This is a genomic window from Roseomonas haemaphysalidis (assembly GCF_017355405.1).
In the GTDB taxonomy this organism is placed as follows: domain Bacteria; phylum Pseudomonadota; class Alphaproteobacteria; order Acetobacterales; family Acetobacteraceae; genus Pseudoroseomonas; species Pseudoroseomonas haemaphysalidis.
The window spans coordinates 2,577,290-2,593,895 of record NZ_CP061177.1 but is presented as its reverse complement, the minus strand read 5'-3'; the positions used below and the strand labels follow the sequence as shown (position 1 = coordinate 2,593,895).

The 16,606-nt window shown below is 69.5% G+C and carries 11 protein-coding genes; 7 read left to right on the top strand and 4 right to left on the bottom strand.

Annotated features, from left to right (window positions below):
- Positions 1-3 precede the first annotated feature (3 nt).
- The 3 genes from ilvD to IAI59_RS11960 all read right to left on the bottom strand — a co-directional run bounded on the left by ilvD (position 4) and on the right by IAI59_RS11960 (position 4,800).
- Complete coding sequence (ilvD, locus tag IAI59_RS11970) at positions 4-1,857, bottom strand: dihydroxy-acid dehydratase (protein WP_207417137.1); 1,854 nt, start codon at positions 1,855-1,857, stop codon at positions 4-6.
- Positions 1,858-1,960: 103 nt separating this feature from the next.
- The gene (locus tag IAI59_RS11965; protein ID WP_237180687.1) at positions 1,961-2,644 is read right to left on the bottom strand and encodes an endonuclease/exonuclease/phosphatase family protein; all 684 of its coding nucleotides are present in this window, start codon (positions 2,642-2,644) and stop codon (positions 1,961-1,963) included.
- Between the two features lie 11 nt (positions 2,645-2,655).
- Positions 2,656-4,800, bottom strand: a complete 2,145-nt coding sequence (locus IAI59_RS11960) for a VTT domain-containing protein (RefSeq protein WP_237181118.1) — start codon at positions 4,798-4,800, stop codon at positions 2,656-2,658.
- Between the two features lie 249 nt (positions 4,801-5,049).
- Here IAI59_RS11960 and trpS point away from each other — a divergent pair, with 249 nt between their 5' ends.
- Positions 5,050-6,051 (top strand): tryptophan--tRNA ligase, encoded by a 1,002-nt coding sequence (gene trpS, locus IAI59_RS11955; protein ID WP_207417142.1) that lies wholly within the window; start codon positions 5,050-5,052, stop codon positions 6,049-6,051.
- Positions 6,052-6,177: 126 nt separating this feature from the next.
- Positions 6,178-7,941, top strand: coding sequence for a sensor domain-containing phosphodiesterase (locus tag IAI59_RS11950; protein WP_207417143.1), 1,764 nt, complete (start codon positions 6,178-6,180; stop codon positions 7,939-7,941).
- On the opposite strand, the gene IAI59_RS11945 is transcribed toward IAI59_RS11950, so the two are convergent.
- Positions 7,927-9,072 (bottom strand): bifunctional 2-C-methyl-D-erythritol 4-phosphate cytidylyltransferase/2-C-methyl-D-erythritol 2,4-cyclodiphosphate synthase, encoded by a 1,146-nt coding sequence (locus IAI59_RS11945; protein ID WP_207417144.1) that lies wholly within the window; start codon positions 9,070-9,072, stop codon positions 7,927-7,929. The genes IAI59_RS11950 and IAI59_RS11945 overlap by 15 nt on opposite strands.
- A 159-nt stretch (positions 9,073-9,231) precedes the next feature.
- Here IAI59_RS11945 and dusB point away from each other — a divergent pair, with 159 nt between their 5' ends.
- The 5 genes from dusB to ntrX are packed head-to-tail and all read left to right on the top strand — an operon-like array spanning position 9,232 to position 16,539.
- Positions 9,232-10,290: a tRNA dihydrouridine synthase DusB gene (dusB, locus tag IAI59_RS11940; protein WP_237180706.1), complete on the top strand. Its 1,059-nt coding sequence runs from the start codon at positions 9,232-9,234 to the stop codon at positions 10,288-10,290.
- On the top strand, positions 10,287-11,426 hold the full coding sequence (locus IAI59_RS11935) for a two-component system sensor histidine kinase NtrB (RefSeq protein WP_207417146.1): 1,140 nt from the start codon (positions 10,287-10,289) through the stop codon (positions 11,424-11,426). Before dusB ends, IAI59_RS11935 begins: the two co-directional genes overlap by 4 nt.
- Complete coding sequence (gene ntrC, locus IAI59_RS11930; RefSeq protein ID WP_207417147.1) at positions 11,423-12,862, top strand: nitrogen regulation protein NR(I); 1,440 nt, start codon at positions 11,423-11,425, stop codon at positions 12,860-12,862. The genes IAI59_RS11935 and ntrC overlap by 4 nt, the downstream gene beginning before the upstream one ends.
- Positions 12,863-12,872: 10 nt before the next feature.
- Entirely contained in the window at positions 12,873-15,149 is a 2,277-nt protein-coding gene (locus tag IAI59_RS11925; protein WP_207417149.1) for a sensor histidine kinase NtrY-like, read from the top strand.
- On the top strand, positions 15,139-16,539 hold the full coding sequence (ntrX, locus tag IAI59_RS11920) for a nitrogen assimilation response regulator NtrX (protein WP_207417150.1): 1,401 nt from the start codon (positions 15,139-15,141) through the stop codon (positions 16,537-16,539). The genes IAI59_RS11925 and ntrX overlap by 11 nt, the downstream gene beginning before the upstream one ends.
- The last annotated feature ends 67 nt before the right edge of the window (positions 16,540-16,606 follow it).

Sequence of the window (16,606 nt, the reverse complement as noted above, 5' to 3'; positions counted from 1 at the left end):
CGATCAGCGGCGGCGGCGCTGGTCCAGGTCGCGCACGGCGCCGCGGGCGGCGCTGGTGGTCAGGGCGGCATAGGCGCGCAGCGCGGTGGACACGGCACGCTCACGGTCGACCGGCTGCCAGGCCTGCTCGCCCCGTTGCTCCATGCCCTGCCGGCGCTCGGCCAGCACTTCGTCCGGCACCGCCAGGCGGATGCTGCGGTTGGGAATGTCGATCTCGATGCTGTCACCGTCCTCGACCAGCCCGATCAAGCCGCCTTCAGCGGCTTCCGGCGAGACGTGCCCGATCGACAGGCCCGAGGAACCACCCGAGAAACGACCGTCCGTGACCAGGGCGCAGGCCTTGCCCAGGCCCTTCGACTTCAGGTAGCTGGTCGGATACAGCATCTCCTGCATGCCGGGGCCGCCCTTGGGACCCTCGTAGCGGATCAGCACCACGTCGCCCGGCGAAACCTTGCCGCCCAGGATGCCGCTGACCGCGTCATCCTGGCTTTCGAAGATGCGCGCGGTGCCATGGAACGTCAGGATGCTGGCATCCACGCCGGCGGTCTTCACGATGCAGCCGTCCTCGGCCAGGTTGCCATACAGCACCGCCAGGCCGCCATCGGTGGAAAAGGCATGCTCCAGCCGGCGGATCACGCCCTTCTCCCGGTCCAGGTCCGGCTCTTCCCAGCGGGCGGACTGGCTGAACGCCTCGGTGGTCGGGATGCCGCCGGGGGCGGCGCAGAAGAAGTCGTGCGCGGTGCGGCTTTCGGTGCGCTTCAGGTCCCACCGGTCCAGCGCATCGCCCATGGTGGTGGCGTGGACCGTGGGGACATCGCGATGGATCAGCCCGGCGCGGTCGAGCTCGCCGAGAATGCCCATGATGCCGCCGGCGCGGTGCACGTCCTCCACATGCACATCCGGCACGGCGGGGGCCACCTTGCACAGCACAGGCACGCGGCGGGACAGGCGGTCGATGTCGCGCATAGTGAAGTCCACGCCCGCCTCATGCGCCGCCGCCAGCAGGTGCAGCACCGTGTTGGTGGAGCCACCCATGGAGATATCCAGCGTCATCGCGTTCTCGAACGCCGCGAAGTTGGCGATGGAGCGGGGCAGGGCGGAAACATCATCCTGCTCGTAGTACCGCTTGGCGAGGTCCACGATCAGGCGCCCGGCCTCCAGGAACAGCCCCTTGCGGTCGGAATGGGTGGCGACGACCGTTCCGTTGCCCGGCAGGGCGAGGCCCAGCGCCTCGGCCAGGCAGTTCATGGAATTGGCAGTGAACATGCCCGAGCAACTTCCGCAGGTCGGGCAGGCGGAGCGTTCGATCACCGCCACCTCCTCGTCGGTCACGGTGCTGTCTGCGGCGGCGACCATGGCGTCCACGAGGTCGATGGCGCGCTTCACGCCACGGTGAACCACCTTGCCGGCCTCCATCGGGCCGCCGGACACGAACACCACCGGAATGTTCAGGCGCATCGCCGCCATCAGCATGCCCGGGGTGATCTTGTCGCAGTTCGAGATGCACACCAGCGCGTCCGCGCAATGCGCGTTCACCATGTATTCGACGCTGTCGGCGATCAGCTCGCGCGAGGGCAGGCTGTAGAGCATGCCGCCATGGCCCATGGCGATGCCATCATCCACCGCGATGGTGTTGAATTCCTTGGCCACGCCCCCGGCCGCCTCGATCTCCCGCGCCACCAGCTGGCCGAGGTCCTTGAGGTGCACATGGCCGGGCACGAACTGGGTGAAGGAATTGGCGATGGCGATGATCGGCTTGCCGAAGTCACCGTCCTTCATGCCGGTGGCCCGCCAAAGGCCACGGGCGCCCGCCATGTTGCGGCCATGCGTGGTGGTGCGCGAACGATATACGGGCATTGAACTGGTTCCTCCGCTGCCGGTCGGGGCTGGCCGGGACAGGGCGGCCAAGCCGGTTGCCGGGGCGTTTACTCCCTTGGGGCCGGGCGGGCCAGCCTGCGCATCAGGGGGCAGACCTGACGGGCATGTGCAGCTCGGCCACGATGGGCAGGTGGTCCGAGGCATGGCGGCCGTCCCGATCCGACCAGTTGCGCCCGAGCAGCGACGCCGGACGGCAGAAGATGCGATCGAGCTTCAAGGCCGGAAAGCGGGCCGGAAAGGTCCGCAGCCGGGTGTGCCCGGGCATCTGCCGCCCCAGCGCCCGCCACACGGGGCCACGCCAGCTCCATTCGTTGAAGTCGCCCATTGCCACCATCGGTCCGGACCCGCGGCGGACCAGGGCCGCGAGCTTGGCCGCCTGCTGCTGCCGCTCACGGTGACGCAGGCCCAGGTGGGCGGATACGACCCGCAGCTCGCCGGCCGGCGTCGCGATTCGCGCCTCGATGGCGATGCGCGGTTCGCGGCCGGGGTGCGACAGGTCGTGCAGCTCGCTGTGCTCGATCGGCCACCGGCTCAGCAGCATGTGTCCGTAGGCGCCGTCATGCGCCTGGATGGTCTCGGCCGGGCGAGAATGGCCAGGGATATGGTCGCGCAGCAGGGAGAAGCCGCAATGGTCCAGCCCGCGGCCGCGGCTTTCCACTTCCTGAACGGCCAGAATGTCCGGCTTGTGGCGCCGGATCAGCGCGAGGGTCCGGTCCATGTCCAGCACGCCGTCAGGCCCGATGCCGCCATGGATGTTCCAGGTCATGATCCGCAGGATCACGCGGCGGCGTCTCGCTTGCGTTCGCTGCGGCGCCGCCACCGCTTGATGAGGCTCTGCAACCCGAAGGACAGCAGCCCCCAGCACAGCAGGACCACCACGAAGCCGAAGATGTCCTTGAGGGACGGATCGGTCAGGATGCGCAGCAGCCGGTCGCCCAGCGCCGTCATCAACAACAGCCCCGGCGCGAGGCCCAGCGCCGTGCCCACGGTGTAGTCTAGCAAGGGAATGCGGATGGCCCCGGCCACCAGGTTGACCAGGGTAAAGGGCGCGATCGGCATCAGGCGCACCAGCGTCACGGCCAGGATGCCGTTCTTGGCGATGCTCCGGCTCACCTTGTTGATGCGTGGTCCGATGATCTTGCGCAGTACCCCGGGGCCCATCCGGCGCCCGACCAGATAGGTCAGGACCGCGCTGACCATGGCGCCCACCGCCGCATACATGAGGCCCGGCCACAGGCCGAAGGCCGCGGCCGTGGCGACGATCAGCACGTTCACGGGAAAGGCGATCAGGCCCAGCAACATGAACAGCCCAAGCGCGAGCACCGGCCCCCACGCCCCGCCCGCCTGCAGCGAACTGGTGAAGGTGTTCGGGTTCATGAAGTCGGACAGCGGCGTATAGCGCCACGCCACGCCCAGGATCACCATGGGCGCCACCACCAGCCCGATGCGCAGCCAGAGCGCCATGCCGCCGCTGCCCTCAGGGGCCTCGTCGGCATCGAAGTCCGCCAGCATGGTTTCCGGGCCAATCGGGCGGCGGGGGTCCGCCACGGCCTCGATCTGCGGCACGCCTTCTCCTTCGGCCAGCTCGCCATCCTGGATAGGCAGCAGGCGGCGCTGCCGGCTGCTCAATTGGTCCAGGGCCTGGAACAGGGTGCCGCTTTGCGTGATCGCCGCCACACGCTCGGGCTTCACGCCAATATGCTCGGCCAGGAACCTGTCGCGCACCATGCGGATGCCGGCGCGGGTCCGCTCGTCCGTTCCCTCGACCACGAGGTCGCATTCCGTGTCGATCGCCATGGACCGGTTGCACAGGTTGGCGGAACCGATGCGCATGATCCGGTCATCGACGATGGTGACCTTGGCGTGCACCATCACGTCGGCATGCGGACCACGCTTGTCCCCGATCTGTGGGTAGAGCATGCGGATCCGGTCGGCCACGCCCATCTGGCGCAACAGCATCATGAAGCGGATGCGTCCCGCCAGCATGGTGCGGTGTTCCAGCCAGGTGTGGTGCGTGCGCGGCCCCAGCAGGACCACCTGAAGGTCCGGGCGCTCCTGCATCCGCTTGCCCAGACGGGCAGCAAGGCCGAGGTTCGTGTAGAACTGGTTCTCGGCATAGATGCAGCGCTCGGCGCCGTCGATCATGTCCTCGAACAGTGTTTCCACCTCGCGGACAGCGGGCTCGCCGTCGTAGTCGGCCTGGGTGCGGGCAATGCCGACCGCGACATCCCGCAGGTCCGGCACCAGGGCGCGGGGCCAGAGGTCGGGGGCATCGGCCCCGACCTCGGCCCGGGGCGGCAGGTCCTCGCAGGCCGAGCGGGCCCAGCGCCCGCGGAACAGGTCGGCCAGAGCCCCGGCCGCTTCGCCGTCGACCAGCATCTGCACGTCGTGGAACGGCGCATAGGGCTGGTCGCCCGGGTCCATGCGATGGGGGTCGTTGATCGCGTGGTGGGACGTGTCCCACCGGCGGATGGTCAGGTCCAGCCCGCCGGAAAATGCCAGCCGGTCATCCACCACGACGATCTTCTGGTGATGCGAGGCACCCAAGGGAACCTCGTCGTCCAGGCACAGCTCGATCTGCGCCGGGGTGTTCCAGTGCAGCATCAGCGCCGGCAGCAACTCGCGCTCCAGCGCGTAAAGCACCGAATAGTCCCACAACAGCAGCTTGACCCGCAGTTGCGGCCGGCGGTGCACCAGCGCTGTCAGAAAGGCACCCAGCGTCGCCGGCAATCCATCCGTCGGCTCGCCCGAGGGACCGACCAGGGGGGCGCGGCTGTCGATATCCCAGCCGGCGATGAGGATGCTGTCCTCCGCCTTCAACAGCGCCTCGCGCAGCGCGCCGTAGTAGTTGGCGGCGTCCACCAGGACGCTGGCCCGCGCCGCCCGCGCCACGCGCCACACGTTCCGACCAGGCTGCAGCATGGTGGGTGGGCTCGGCGCCGTGGCGGACGCCGGGACTGACCGGCGGTCGTCCGGCTGCCGCGACAGGATCGGGGACGGGGAAGGTTGCATGGCCAGTGTCGAACGCCGGAAGGCATGAAAAGTCACCGTGCAGTGCCGCAAAAAACGTTTGGCCCAGGCTGCTCCGCTTGACGTCGGCAGGCCTGCGCGGGATCACCGCCAGACCGCCGGGCGGCGCCCCGGGGCTTTTGGTGCGAAAGGTAGCTGGCGATGCAGCGCGTGTTTTCCGGGATTCAGCCTTCGGGCATTCCAACCCTCGGCAACTACCTGGGCGCCATCCGCAACTGGGTGCCGATGATGCAGGACCACGACTGCATCTATTGCGTGGTCGACCTGCATGCCATCACCCAGCCTTTCGACCCCAGGACCCTGGCCAGCCAGACACGGGAAATGGCGGCGGCGCTGATCGCCTGTGGCGTGACGCCGGACAAGTGCACCCTGTTCGTGCAAAGCCACGTGCATGCCCATGCCCGTCTGGCCTGGATCTTCAACTGCGTGGCCCGCATCGGCTGGCTGAACCGGATGACGCAGTTCAAGGACAAGGCGGGCAAGGACCGCGAGAACGCCGGGGCGGGGCTCTACGTTTATCCGAACCTGATGGCCGCCGATATCCATGCCTACCACGCCACCCGCGTGCCGGTGGGCGAGGACCAGAAGCAGCACCTGGAACTGGCCAACGACATCGCGCAGAAGTTCAACCACGACTATGGCGTGGACTTCTTTCCGACGATCGAGCCGATGATCCAGGGGGTCGCCGCCCGCGTCATGTCGCTGCGGGACGGCACCAAGAAGATGTCGAAGTCCGATCCCTCCGACCAGTCGCGCATCAACCTGACCGACGACGCGGATACCATCGCCCTGAAGATCCGCCGCGCCAAGACGGACCCGGAACCCCTGCCGTCCGAGATGGCGGGGCTGGACGCGCGCCCGGAGGCCCGCAACCTCGTCGGCATCCTGGCCGCGATGACCGGCACCACCCCGGCGGACGTGCTGCGGGACCATGCCGGCAAGGGCTTCGGTGCCTTCAAGGAGGTGCTGACCGAGGCCCTGGTGTCGCATCTCAGCCCTATCCAGGCAGAAATGACGCGGCTGCTGGCCGATCCGGGCGCGGTGGATGCCGAGCTTCGCAAGGGGTCCGACCGCGCCGCCGCCATTGCCGAGCCGATCGTGACCCGGGCCGAGGAGCTGGTGGGCTTTCTGCCGCGCGGCTGATCACCCGTCAGGCCCCAAACCGGCCTGACAACACATGAAGTGTTCATCCTTGGGCAGGCAATCTGCGGCCTAGGCCGGGCGAGGAGCATGCCGCCCGGCCAGCCCGCTTCCTGTCCAAGGACTGTCATGTCGCATTTCTGGCCCGCTCCGGCGGACGAGCGCCGCAGGCTGGATGCCCTGCTGGCGCTGAACATGCTGGAGACCTCCCCCAGCGAGAGCTACGACCGCGTGACCCGGCTCGCCAGCCACATGCTGAACGCGCCGGTGGCCGCCGTGTCGCTGACCGACAGCGACCGCCAGTGGTTCAAGTCCGCGGTGGGCGTCACGCATCGCGAGCTCCCGCGGCACCAGGCGCCATGCGCGGTGGTGAGCGCGACCAGGGCGATGCTGGTGGTGCCGGATCTGCAACAGGACGCCCGCTTCGCCGGCAGTCCGCTGGTGCAGGCGGGCATCCGCTTCTACGCCGGCGCGCCGTTGTTGACGAGCGACGGGCTGGGCCTCGGCGCCATGTGCGTGCTCGGCACCGAGCCGCGGCAGATCACCACCGCCGAGATGCAGTCGCTGACCGACCTCGCCGCCATGGTCATGGCGCAGGTGGAGCTGGAGCATGCCTTCGGGCGCATCGACCCGCTCAGCGGTTTGCCGAACCGTTTGCAGTTCATCGACGAGTTCACCGCCCGCCCGGCGGCGGACGGCGTGGCACTGATGGTGGACCTGTCGCATTCCAGCCAGCTTGGCGAGGCGATCGCCGCCCTCGGCCCGGCCTATGTAGAGGCGATGACCCGGCACGGCGCGGAAGTCCTGGTCCGGTGCCTGGGTGGCAGAAGCAACATCTACCACACCGGCGGATGCACGTTCCTGGCCCTGCTGCAGGCCGGCCGCCCCGGCGGCTGGCAGGCTGCGGTCGCGGCGCTGGAAGCAGCCTTTGCCGCGCCCCTGGCCATGGGCACCGTGCCGGTGACGGCGACGCCCACCTTCGGCGTCGTCTGTTTCAAGACGTCCTGCGGCGCCGAGGAGGTGCTGACCGCCGCTGGCAGCGCAGCGGCGGAAGCCCGTGGCTCCGGCACCCGGACCGGGCTTTACGACCCCGACAGCGCGGCCCGCAGCCAGCGGCGGCTGCGCCTCTTGTCGGACCTGTCGCCGGCGCTGGCCGTAGAGGACCAGCTAAGTCTGGTGTTTCAGCCCCGCGTCGAGATTGCCAGCGGACAGTGCCACGGCGCCGAGGCCCTGTTGCGCTGGAACCACCCGCAGCTCGCCGCCGTGTCCCCCGGCGAGTTCATTCCCCTGGTCGAGCAGACGGCGCTGACGCAGCCCGTGACGCGCTGGGTCATCCGCCGCGCCGCGGCCCACCTGGCGGCGCTGCGGCGCGACGGGTTCGCCATACGACTGTCCGTGAATGTGTCGGCGCTGAACCTGGCTGAACCCGATTTCACGGAGTTCCTGCTGGAAGCGCTGGCGGAGCGGCAGTTGGAGCCACAGGCATTGGAACTGGAATTCACCGAAAGCGCCCTGATGCGCAACGGCGAGGCCGCCCTGCGTCAGCTGCGCCACTTGCGAGACCTGGGCGTGGACATCGCGATCGACGACTTCGGCACCGGCTACAGCACCTTTTCCTATGTGCAAACGCTGCCGGCCAACATCATCAAGCTCGACCAGTCCTTTATCCGCGACCTGTCCGGCAGTTCCCGCGACCAGCGCCTGGTCGCCACCATGATCCAACTGGCTCACGACCTCGGCCACCGCGTGGTCGCGGAGGGCGTGGAGGACCAGGGCGCGCTGGACTTCCTGGCAGAGCATGGCGGCGACGAGGCACAGGGCTATCTGATCGCCCGCCCGATGCCGGAGCCGGCTTTGCGCGACTGGCTGCGCGCCCGGTCAGGCGGGCAGTAACAGTGTAGCCGCCGCCTGGGCGGCGATGCCCTCGCCACGCCCGGTGAAACCGAGCCGCTCCGTCGTGGTGGCCTTCACCGACACGCGGGTGAGGGGGATGCCCATCAGTTCGGACAGCCGCACCCGCATCGCGTCGGCATGCGGCCCGATCTTGGGGCGCTCGCAGATCAGCGTGACATCGGCATGGGTGATGATGCCGCCCCGCGCCGCTACCCGGCCGGTCGCATGGCGCAGAAAGCGGGCGCTGTCGGCGTCCTTCCATTCGGCCTCGCTGGGCGGGAAGTGACGGCCGATGTCGCCCTCGGCCAGGGCACCGTAGATGGCATCGCACAAGGCGTGCAGTCCGACGTCGGCGTCCGAATGCCCGTCCAGCCCCAACGGATGCGGCACCGTGATGCCGCACAGGACCAGGGGCCGGCCTTCCACCAGCCGGTGCACGTCGAACCCCGTGCCCATGGCGGGCAGCAGGCGCGGGAGCAGGGCGGCCTCGGCGCGCACCAAGTCCTCGGGGTAGGTCACTTTGATGTTGCTTTCCGATCCGGGGAGCAGGGCGACTGGCAATCCGGCGGCCTCCAGAAGCGAGGCATCGTCGGTCGCCTCGGATGTCGCATCGCGATGCGCCTGCAGCAGCGCGGCGAAGCGGAACGCCTGCGGCGTTTGGGCGCGAAACAGCCCGGCCCGGGGAACGGTCCGGTCGATCACGCCGCCCGACCCGGCTTTCAACGTGTCCGTCACCGGTTGCGCCGGAATGGCGCCGGGGTGGGTCTTCAGCGCCTCCACCAGCGCGGTGACCGTGCCGGCGGGCAGAATGGGGCGGGCGGCGTCGTGCACCAGAACGGCATCGGGTGCCGCCGCTGCCAGGGCCCGCAGGCCGGCCTGCACGCTCTGTTGCCGGCTGTCGCCCCCCGCGACCGGTGGCAAACAGGGCAAGCCGTCGAGCATCGCCCCGACCTGCGCTTCCTGCCCTGCGGGCACCACGGGCAGGATGGCTTCCACGAGGCCGTCGGCGAGCAGTGCCTCCGCCGCGTGGCGCAGCACCGGGCGGCCCAGGAGGGGCAGGTATTGCTTGGGGCTGGCCGCGCCGAAGCGGGTTCCGCTTCCGGCAGCCATAAGAAGGGCGATCACACGCATGGCGCGGAACCTATCCGGCCGCCGACAGGCTGACCAGAGCGCCCTGAGAACAGGCTGATCGCGATGGACGCGGCGCGGGTTGCGGCCTAGATTGCCCAAATCATGAGCATCGCCACCGTGAACGCACCCGCCGCCCAGCCAACCGCGGCCGAGACCGGCATGGTCCCGCGCCTGCGCCCGATCCTTGTTGGTCCGCTGACCGTCGAGGCACCGGTGATCCTGGCCCCGATGTCGGGTGTCACCGACCTGCCGTTCCGCCGCCTGTGCCGCGAGCTGCAGGCACCCATGGTGGTAAGCGAGATGATCGCCAGCCAGGCAATGGTGCGTGAAAACCGCACCACCCTGAAGATGGCGGAGGTGGACGGCTTCGGCGGCCCCGCCAGCGTGCAGCTGGCCGGCTGCGACCCGGCCGTGATGGCTGAGGCGGCCAAGCTGGCGGTCGGGCAGGGCGCGGCCATCGTGGACATCAACTTCGGGTGCCCGGTCAAGAAGGTGGCGATCGGCCAGCAGGCGGGCAGCGCCCTGATGCGCGACGAGATCGGCGCCGCGCGCATCCTGGAGGCCGTGGTCAAGGCGGTCGAGGTGCCGGTGACGCTGAAGATGCGCATGGGCTGGGACCACAGCAACCTGAACGCCCCCCGCCTGTCGAGGATCGCCGAGGAGTGCGGCATCAAGCTGGTGACCGTGCACGGACGCACCCGGCAGATGCTCTACACCGGCACGGCGGACTGGCGGTTCGTGGCCACCGTCAAGGCGGCGGTAGGCATCCCAGTCATCGTGAACGGCGACATCCTGGCACCGGAACACGCTGCCGAGGCACTGCGGCAATCCGGCGCGGATGGCGTGATGATCGGGCGCGGTTGCTACGGCCGCCCCTGGCTGCTGGCGCAGGTGGCGGACTACCTGACCACCGGCACGCTGACCCCGGAACCCGAGCTGGCGGCGCATTACGAGATCCTGCTGCGCCACTGGCGCTACATGCTGGAGCACCACGGCGACATCACGGGCATGCGGCTCGCCCGCAAGCACCTGGCCTGGTATTCCAAGGGCCTGCCCGGTTCGGCCGAGTTCCGGGTCCGCGTCAACCACGCGGAAACACCGCAGGCGACGGAGGCGGTGCTGGACGCCTTCTACCGCCCGCTGATCGACCAGGGCGTGGCGGTGGTGCGGGACGCCTTTTCCGCTGCCGGCCGGGATGAGGACGCCATCGCCGCATGAACATCTTCACGCGCCGGACCGCCCGCCCGGCGTCCGAGGGCGCCGTGCCGGACAGCGTGGCGATCGTGTCCGCCCTGCCGGTGCCCGTGGTGGTGCTGGATGGCGACAACCGCTTCCGTTCCGCCAACCCGGCGGCCGAGCAGTTCTTTCAACTGTCCTTCGGCTCGCTCAGCCAGATCTCGCTGGCCGATCTGGTACCCCCGGATTCGCGCCTTCTCGCGATGGTGGATCAGGTTCGTAGCCAGGACGCGCCGGTGTCTGACCATGATCTGACGCTGGACAGCCCCCGCCTGCACCGCACCGGCGTCGCCGCCCATGGCGCGCCGCTGCCGGAAATGCCGGGGGCGGTGGTGCTGACGCTGCAGGATGGCAGCAAGGCGCAGAAGCTGGACCGGCAGCTGAACTTCCGGGGTGCCGCCCGCGGTGCCTCCGCCATGGCTGCCATGCTGGCGCATGAGGTGAAGAACCCGCTGTCCGGCATTCGCGGCGCAGCGCAGCTGCTGGAGCAGAACGCCAACGAGGACGACCGTGAGCTTTGCGTGCTGATCCAGGATGAGGCGGACCGCATCCGCACCCTGGTGGAGCGGATGGAAATGTTCTCGGAGCAGCCGGTCGAATGCAGCGTGGTGAACATCCATGAGGTGCTGGACCATGTGCGGCGCATCGCCAGCCGTGGCTTCGCCAGCCACCTGCGCATCGTGGAGGACTACGATCCCTCGCTGCCGCCGGTCTGGGGCAACCGCGACTTTCTGGTGCAGATCCTGCTGAACCTGGTGAAGAACGCCGCCGAGGCGGTGGACCCCCAGGGCGGCGAGATCCAGCTTTCCACCGCCTACCACCACGGCGTCCGCATTGCCGTGCCCGGGTCGCGGGAGCGGGTGCACCTGCCGTTGCAGGTCAGCGTCCGCGACAACGGCCCGGGCATCGAGGAGGAGGTGCGCTCCAACCTGTGGGAGCCCTTCGTGACCACCAAGCGGGGCGGGCAGGGGCTCGGCCTCGCCATGGTCGCCAAGCTGGTGGCCGACCAGGGGGCGCTGATCGAGTGCGACAGCCGCCCGGGGCGCACGATTTTCCGCCTGTCCCTGCCCATGCCGCCCGCCAACCAGCCCGCCCCGACCGAGACCAAACCCGCATGACCGACAGCCGAACCATCCTGATCGCCGATGACGACCGGGCCATCCGCACCGTGCTGTCCCAGGCGCTGGGGCGCGCGGGCTATACCGTGCGGGCCACGTCCTCCGCCGCCACGCTGTGGCGCTGGGTGGAGGAAGGCAGCGGCGACCTGGTGATCACCGACGTGGTGATGCCGGACGAGAACGGGCTGGACCTCGTGCCCCGCATCAAGCGCGTCCGGCCCGAGCTGCGCGTGGTGGTGATGTCGGCGCAATCCACCTTCATGACGGCGGTCAAGGCGGCGCAGCGCGGCGCCTTCGAGTACCTGCCCAAGCCCTTCGACCTGAAGGAGCTGCTGGCCGTCGTGGCCCGTGCGCTGGTGGCCCCCGCCGCCGCCCAGCCGCCTTCGGAGGAGCATGAGGGCGAGCGCCTGCCGCTGGTCGGCCGCAGCCCGGCGATGCAGGAGATCTACCGCACCGTCGCGCGCCTCACGACCACGGACCTGACCGTGATGATCACGGGCGAGAGCGGCACCGGCAAGGAGCTGGTGGCCCGCGCACTGCACGACTACGGTCGGCGCCGCACCGGCCCCTTTGTCGCCATCAACATGGCCGCCATCCCGCGCGAGTTGATCGAAAGCGAGCTGTTCGGCCATGAGCGCGGCGCCTTCACGGGGGCGCTGGCCCGCGGCGTCGGGCGGTTCGAGCAGGCGGCCGGCGGCACGCTGTTCCTGGACGAGATCGGCGACATGCCGCCCGAGGCCCAGACCCGCCTGCTGCGCGTGCTGCAGGAAGGCGAGTTCACCACGGTGGGCGGCCGCAGCCCGATCAAGGCCAATGTCCGCATCGTCGCCGCCACCCACCGCGACCTGCGGCAGGCGATCCGCCAGGGCCTGTTCCGCGAGGACCTGTTCTACCGCCTCAACGTCGTGCCCATCCGCCTGCCGCCGGTGCGCGAGCGGGCCGAAGACATTCCGCTGCTGGCCCGCCACTTCCTGGACCGCGCCAAGGCGTCCGGCCTGCCGGGCAAGCAACTGGACCAGGAGGCGATCGAGCGTCTGCGCCGCCATGGCTGGCCCGGCAACGTGCGCGAGTTGGAAAACCTGATGCGGCGCCTCGCCGCCCTGTATCCGCAGGAGGTGATCGGTGCCGACGCGGTGGCCAACGAGCTGGCGGAAGCCGAGCCGATGGTCGAGATGGAGCTGCGCGCGCCCGAAACGCTGGAACAGGCGGTGGAACGGCACCTGACCACCTTTGTGGCGGCGCAGAAGGACGGCCTACCGGTGCGCGACCTGTATGAGCGCGTCCTGGCCGAGGTGGAGCGGCCGCTGCTGCGGCTGGCCCTGGCCGCCACGCGTGGCAACCAGATCAAGGCGGCCGCCATGCTCGGGCTGAACCGCAACACGCTGCGCAAGAAGATCCGGGAGCTGGACCTGCCGGTGGTGCGCGGGCTGTCATGAGGGTGGGGCGATGAGCGGAACCACGGCCGGCCAGGCGCCCCGGCGCCGCAGGCTGGCCGAATGGCTGCTGGGGCGGGTCGTCACGCTGGTGCTGGCGGCCGTGGCGCTGCTGCTGGCGGTGGGCACCTTCACCCTGTTGTCCGGCGGCAGCCCCTTCGGGCCCACCAAGCCCGGGCAGGTGGTGGCCATGGTGCTGGTCAACGCCTTTTTCCTGCTGCTGCTGCTCGGCTCCATCATCGCGCGGCTGGTGCGGGTTTGGGCGGAGCGGCGGCGTGGCTCGGCCGGGTCGCGGCTGCACGTGCGTCTGGTGCTGCTGTTCAGCGTCACCGCCGTCACGCCCGCGCTGCTGGTGGCGGTCTTTGCCGCGGTGTTCTTCAACCTGGGCATTCAGGCCTGGTTCAGCGATCAGGTGCGCTCGACGCTGGAAGCCAGCCTCGTCGCCTCCCGCGCCTATCTGGACGAGCACCGCAACACCATCCGCGCCGACGCGCTGGCCATGGCGGCGGACCTGAACCGCAACGGGCAGCTTCTGGACACCAACCAGTATGCCTTCGCCCGGCTGCTGGCGACGCATACCTCTCTGCGCGGGCTGACCGACTCGGTGGTGTTCGAACCGGTGCTCAATCAGGTCGTGGCGCATGCCGGGCTGACCACCACCACGGTGCTGGACCCGCTGCCGGCCTGGGCCATGGAGCAGGTGCGCAGCGGCGATGTGGCGGTGCTGCCGGGAGAATCCGAGGAGGGCAGGGTGCGTGCCCTGGTGGCGCTGGACATCCAGCCGGGGCTGATGCTGCTGATCGGCCGCCCGGTGGACCCCAGCGTGATCGACCACATGCAGCGCACGGAGCTGGCTTTTCAACAATACGACCAGCTGGACCGCAACCGGTCCTGGTTGCAGATCACCTTCGCGATGATCTTCGCCATCGCGGCGCTGATGGTGCTGCTGGCCGCCGTCTCCATCGGCCTCGTCATCGCCAACCAGATCGCCCGGCCGCTGTCGCGGCTGATCGTGGCGGCGGACCGGGTGCGCGGCGGCGACCTCACGGTACGGGTGTCGGAAGGTGAGGCGGATGACGAGGTCGGCACCCTGTCCCGCGCCTTCAACCGCATGACCAACCAGCTGGCGGCCCAGCGCAGCGAGTTGATGGAGGCCTATCGCCAGATCGACGAGCGGCGGCGCTTCACGGAAACCGTGCTGTCGGGCGTCTCTGCCGGCGTGGTCGGCCTCGATGGGGAAGGCCGCATCAACCTGCCCAACCGCAGCGCCAGCGAGCTGCTGGCCCGCGACCTGGATGCCGACCTGGGTGTCCGGCTGGACGAGGTGGTGCCGGAGTTCGCCCCGCTGCTGGAGGCTGCCATGAGCGCCCCGGAGCGCAGCCGCACCGCCGAGATCCGCATCGGCCCGCCTTCCGACCGCCGCACCGTGCTGGCGCAGATCGGCGCGGAAACCCAGCGCGGGCAGGTGGTCGGCTTCGTGCTGACCTTCGACGACATCACCGAGCTGCTGTCGGCGCAGCGCAAGGCCGCGTGGTCCGACGTCGCCCGCCGCATTGCGCATGAGATCAAGAACCCGCTGACGCCCATCCAGCTCTCCGCCGAGCGGCTGAAGCGCAAGTACCTGAAGGAGATCCAGTCCGACCCCGACACCTTCAAGGCCTGCACCGACACCATCGTGCGGCAGGTGGAGGATATCGGCCGGATGGTGGACGAGTTCTCCGCCTTCGCGCGCATGCCGCAGCCGGTGATCCGCCCCGAGGACCCGGGACAGATGGCGCGGGAAGCATTGGTGCTGCAGCAGAATGCGCATCACGATATTGTTTTTTCCACCGATATCCCCGCCTCCCCACCGCGCATCCGCTGCGACCGCCGGTTGCTGGGGCAGGCCATGACCAACCTATTGGCGAACGCCGCCGATGCGGTGATGGTGCGTCGCCAGGCCCTGATGGCGGCAGGCGAGCCCGCCGATATCGGGCACATCCGCATCAGCGTCGAACCCTCCGAGGGCTGGCTGACCATGGCGGTCGAGGACGACGGCAACGGCCTGCCGGATGGGGAGGAGCGGGAGCGGCTGACGGAGCCTTATGTGACCCACAAGCCGAAAGGGACCGGGCTTGGTCTTGCCATCGTCAAGAAGATCATGGAGGACCACGGCGGACGGCTGCTGTTGACGGACCGCCAGGACGGCAAGGCCGGCACGCGCGCGGCGCTGGTCTTCCCGCTGGAAGGCGAGCAGCAGGCGGCGATGGCCGGGAACAAGATGACGGAGGTGCAGCAGCATGGCGCATGAGGTCCTGATCGTCGACGACGAGCCGGATATCCGCGCGCTGATCGAGGGCATCCTGTCGGATGAAGGCTACGAGACCCGGGGCGCACAGAACTCGGACACCGCGCTGGCCGCTTTCCGGGCCCGCCGCCCGAGCCTGGTGATCCTGGACATCTGGTTGCAAAACTCGCGGCTGGACGGCCTCGGCATCCTCGAAGCGATGCAGCGGGAGGAGCCGCAGGTCCCGATCGTCATGATCTCGGGCCACGGCACCATCGAGACCGCGGTGCAGGCCATCCAGCAGGGCGCCTACGACTTCATCGAGAAGCCCTTCAAGTCGGACCGGCTGATCCTGATCGTGGAGCGGGCGCTGGAAGCGGCCCGGCTGAAGCGGGAGGTCAGCGAGCTTCGGCTGCGTGCCGGGGCGGAAACCGAGCTGCTGGGTGCGTCCTCCGGCGTCGGCCAGCTGCGCAACGCCATCGAGCGCGTGGCGCCCACCGGCTCCCGCGTGCTGATCTCCGGCCCAGCCGGTGCCGGCAAGGAGGTCGCGGCGCGGATGATCCATGCCCGGTCCCGCCGCGCCGGCGAGCCCTTCGTGGCGCTGAACTGCGCCACCCTCAACCCCGCTCGCTTCGAGGAGGAGCTGTTCGGCGTCGAGGCCGGGGCCGATGCCGGCAATGGCGGCCGCCGCGCCGGCGTGCTGGAACGCGCCCATGGCGGCACGCTGCTGCTGGACGAGGTGGCGGACATGCCGCTGGAAACCCAGGGCAAGATCGTCCGCGCCCTGCAGGAGCAGGGGTTCGAGCGGGTGGGCGGCGCCACCCGGGTCAAGGTGGACGTGCGGGTGATCGCCACCACCAACCGCGACCTGACAGCGGAGATCGCCGCCGGGCGCTTCCGCGAGGATTTGTTCTACCGCCTGGCGGTGGTGCCGCTCCGCGTGCCGGCGCTGCGCGAGCGGCGGGAGGACGTGCCCGTGCTGGCACGGCACTTCATGGGCCGTTCCGCCGAAACCTCCGGCGTGCCGGCGCGCGAGTTGTCCGAGGACGTTCTGGCCGCCATGCAGGCCTATGACTGGCCCGGCAACGTGCGTCAGCTGCGCAATTTGGTGGACTGGCTGCTGATCATGGCGCCGGGCGGACCGGGGGAGGCGATCCGCCCGGAGATGCTGCCGCCCGAGGTCGGCTCGGCGGCACCGGCCGCGCTGAAGCTGGACCGGTCCAGCGAGATCATGACGCTGCCGCTGCGCGACGCGCGCGAACTGTTCGAGAAGCAGTACCTGGAAGCCCAGCTGCTGCGCTTCGGCGGCAACATCAGCCGCACCGCCAACTTCGTCGGCATGGAACGCAGCGCGCTGCACCGCAAGCTGAAGTTCCTGGGCGTGCAAGCCGAGGATCGCAGCGCCACGGTCTAGATTCCACAGGGCGGCGGCATTGCCTTGCCGCCGCCTTGGCGCGAATGTGGGGGCTCCCGAACGCCGA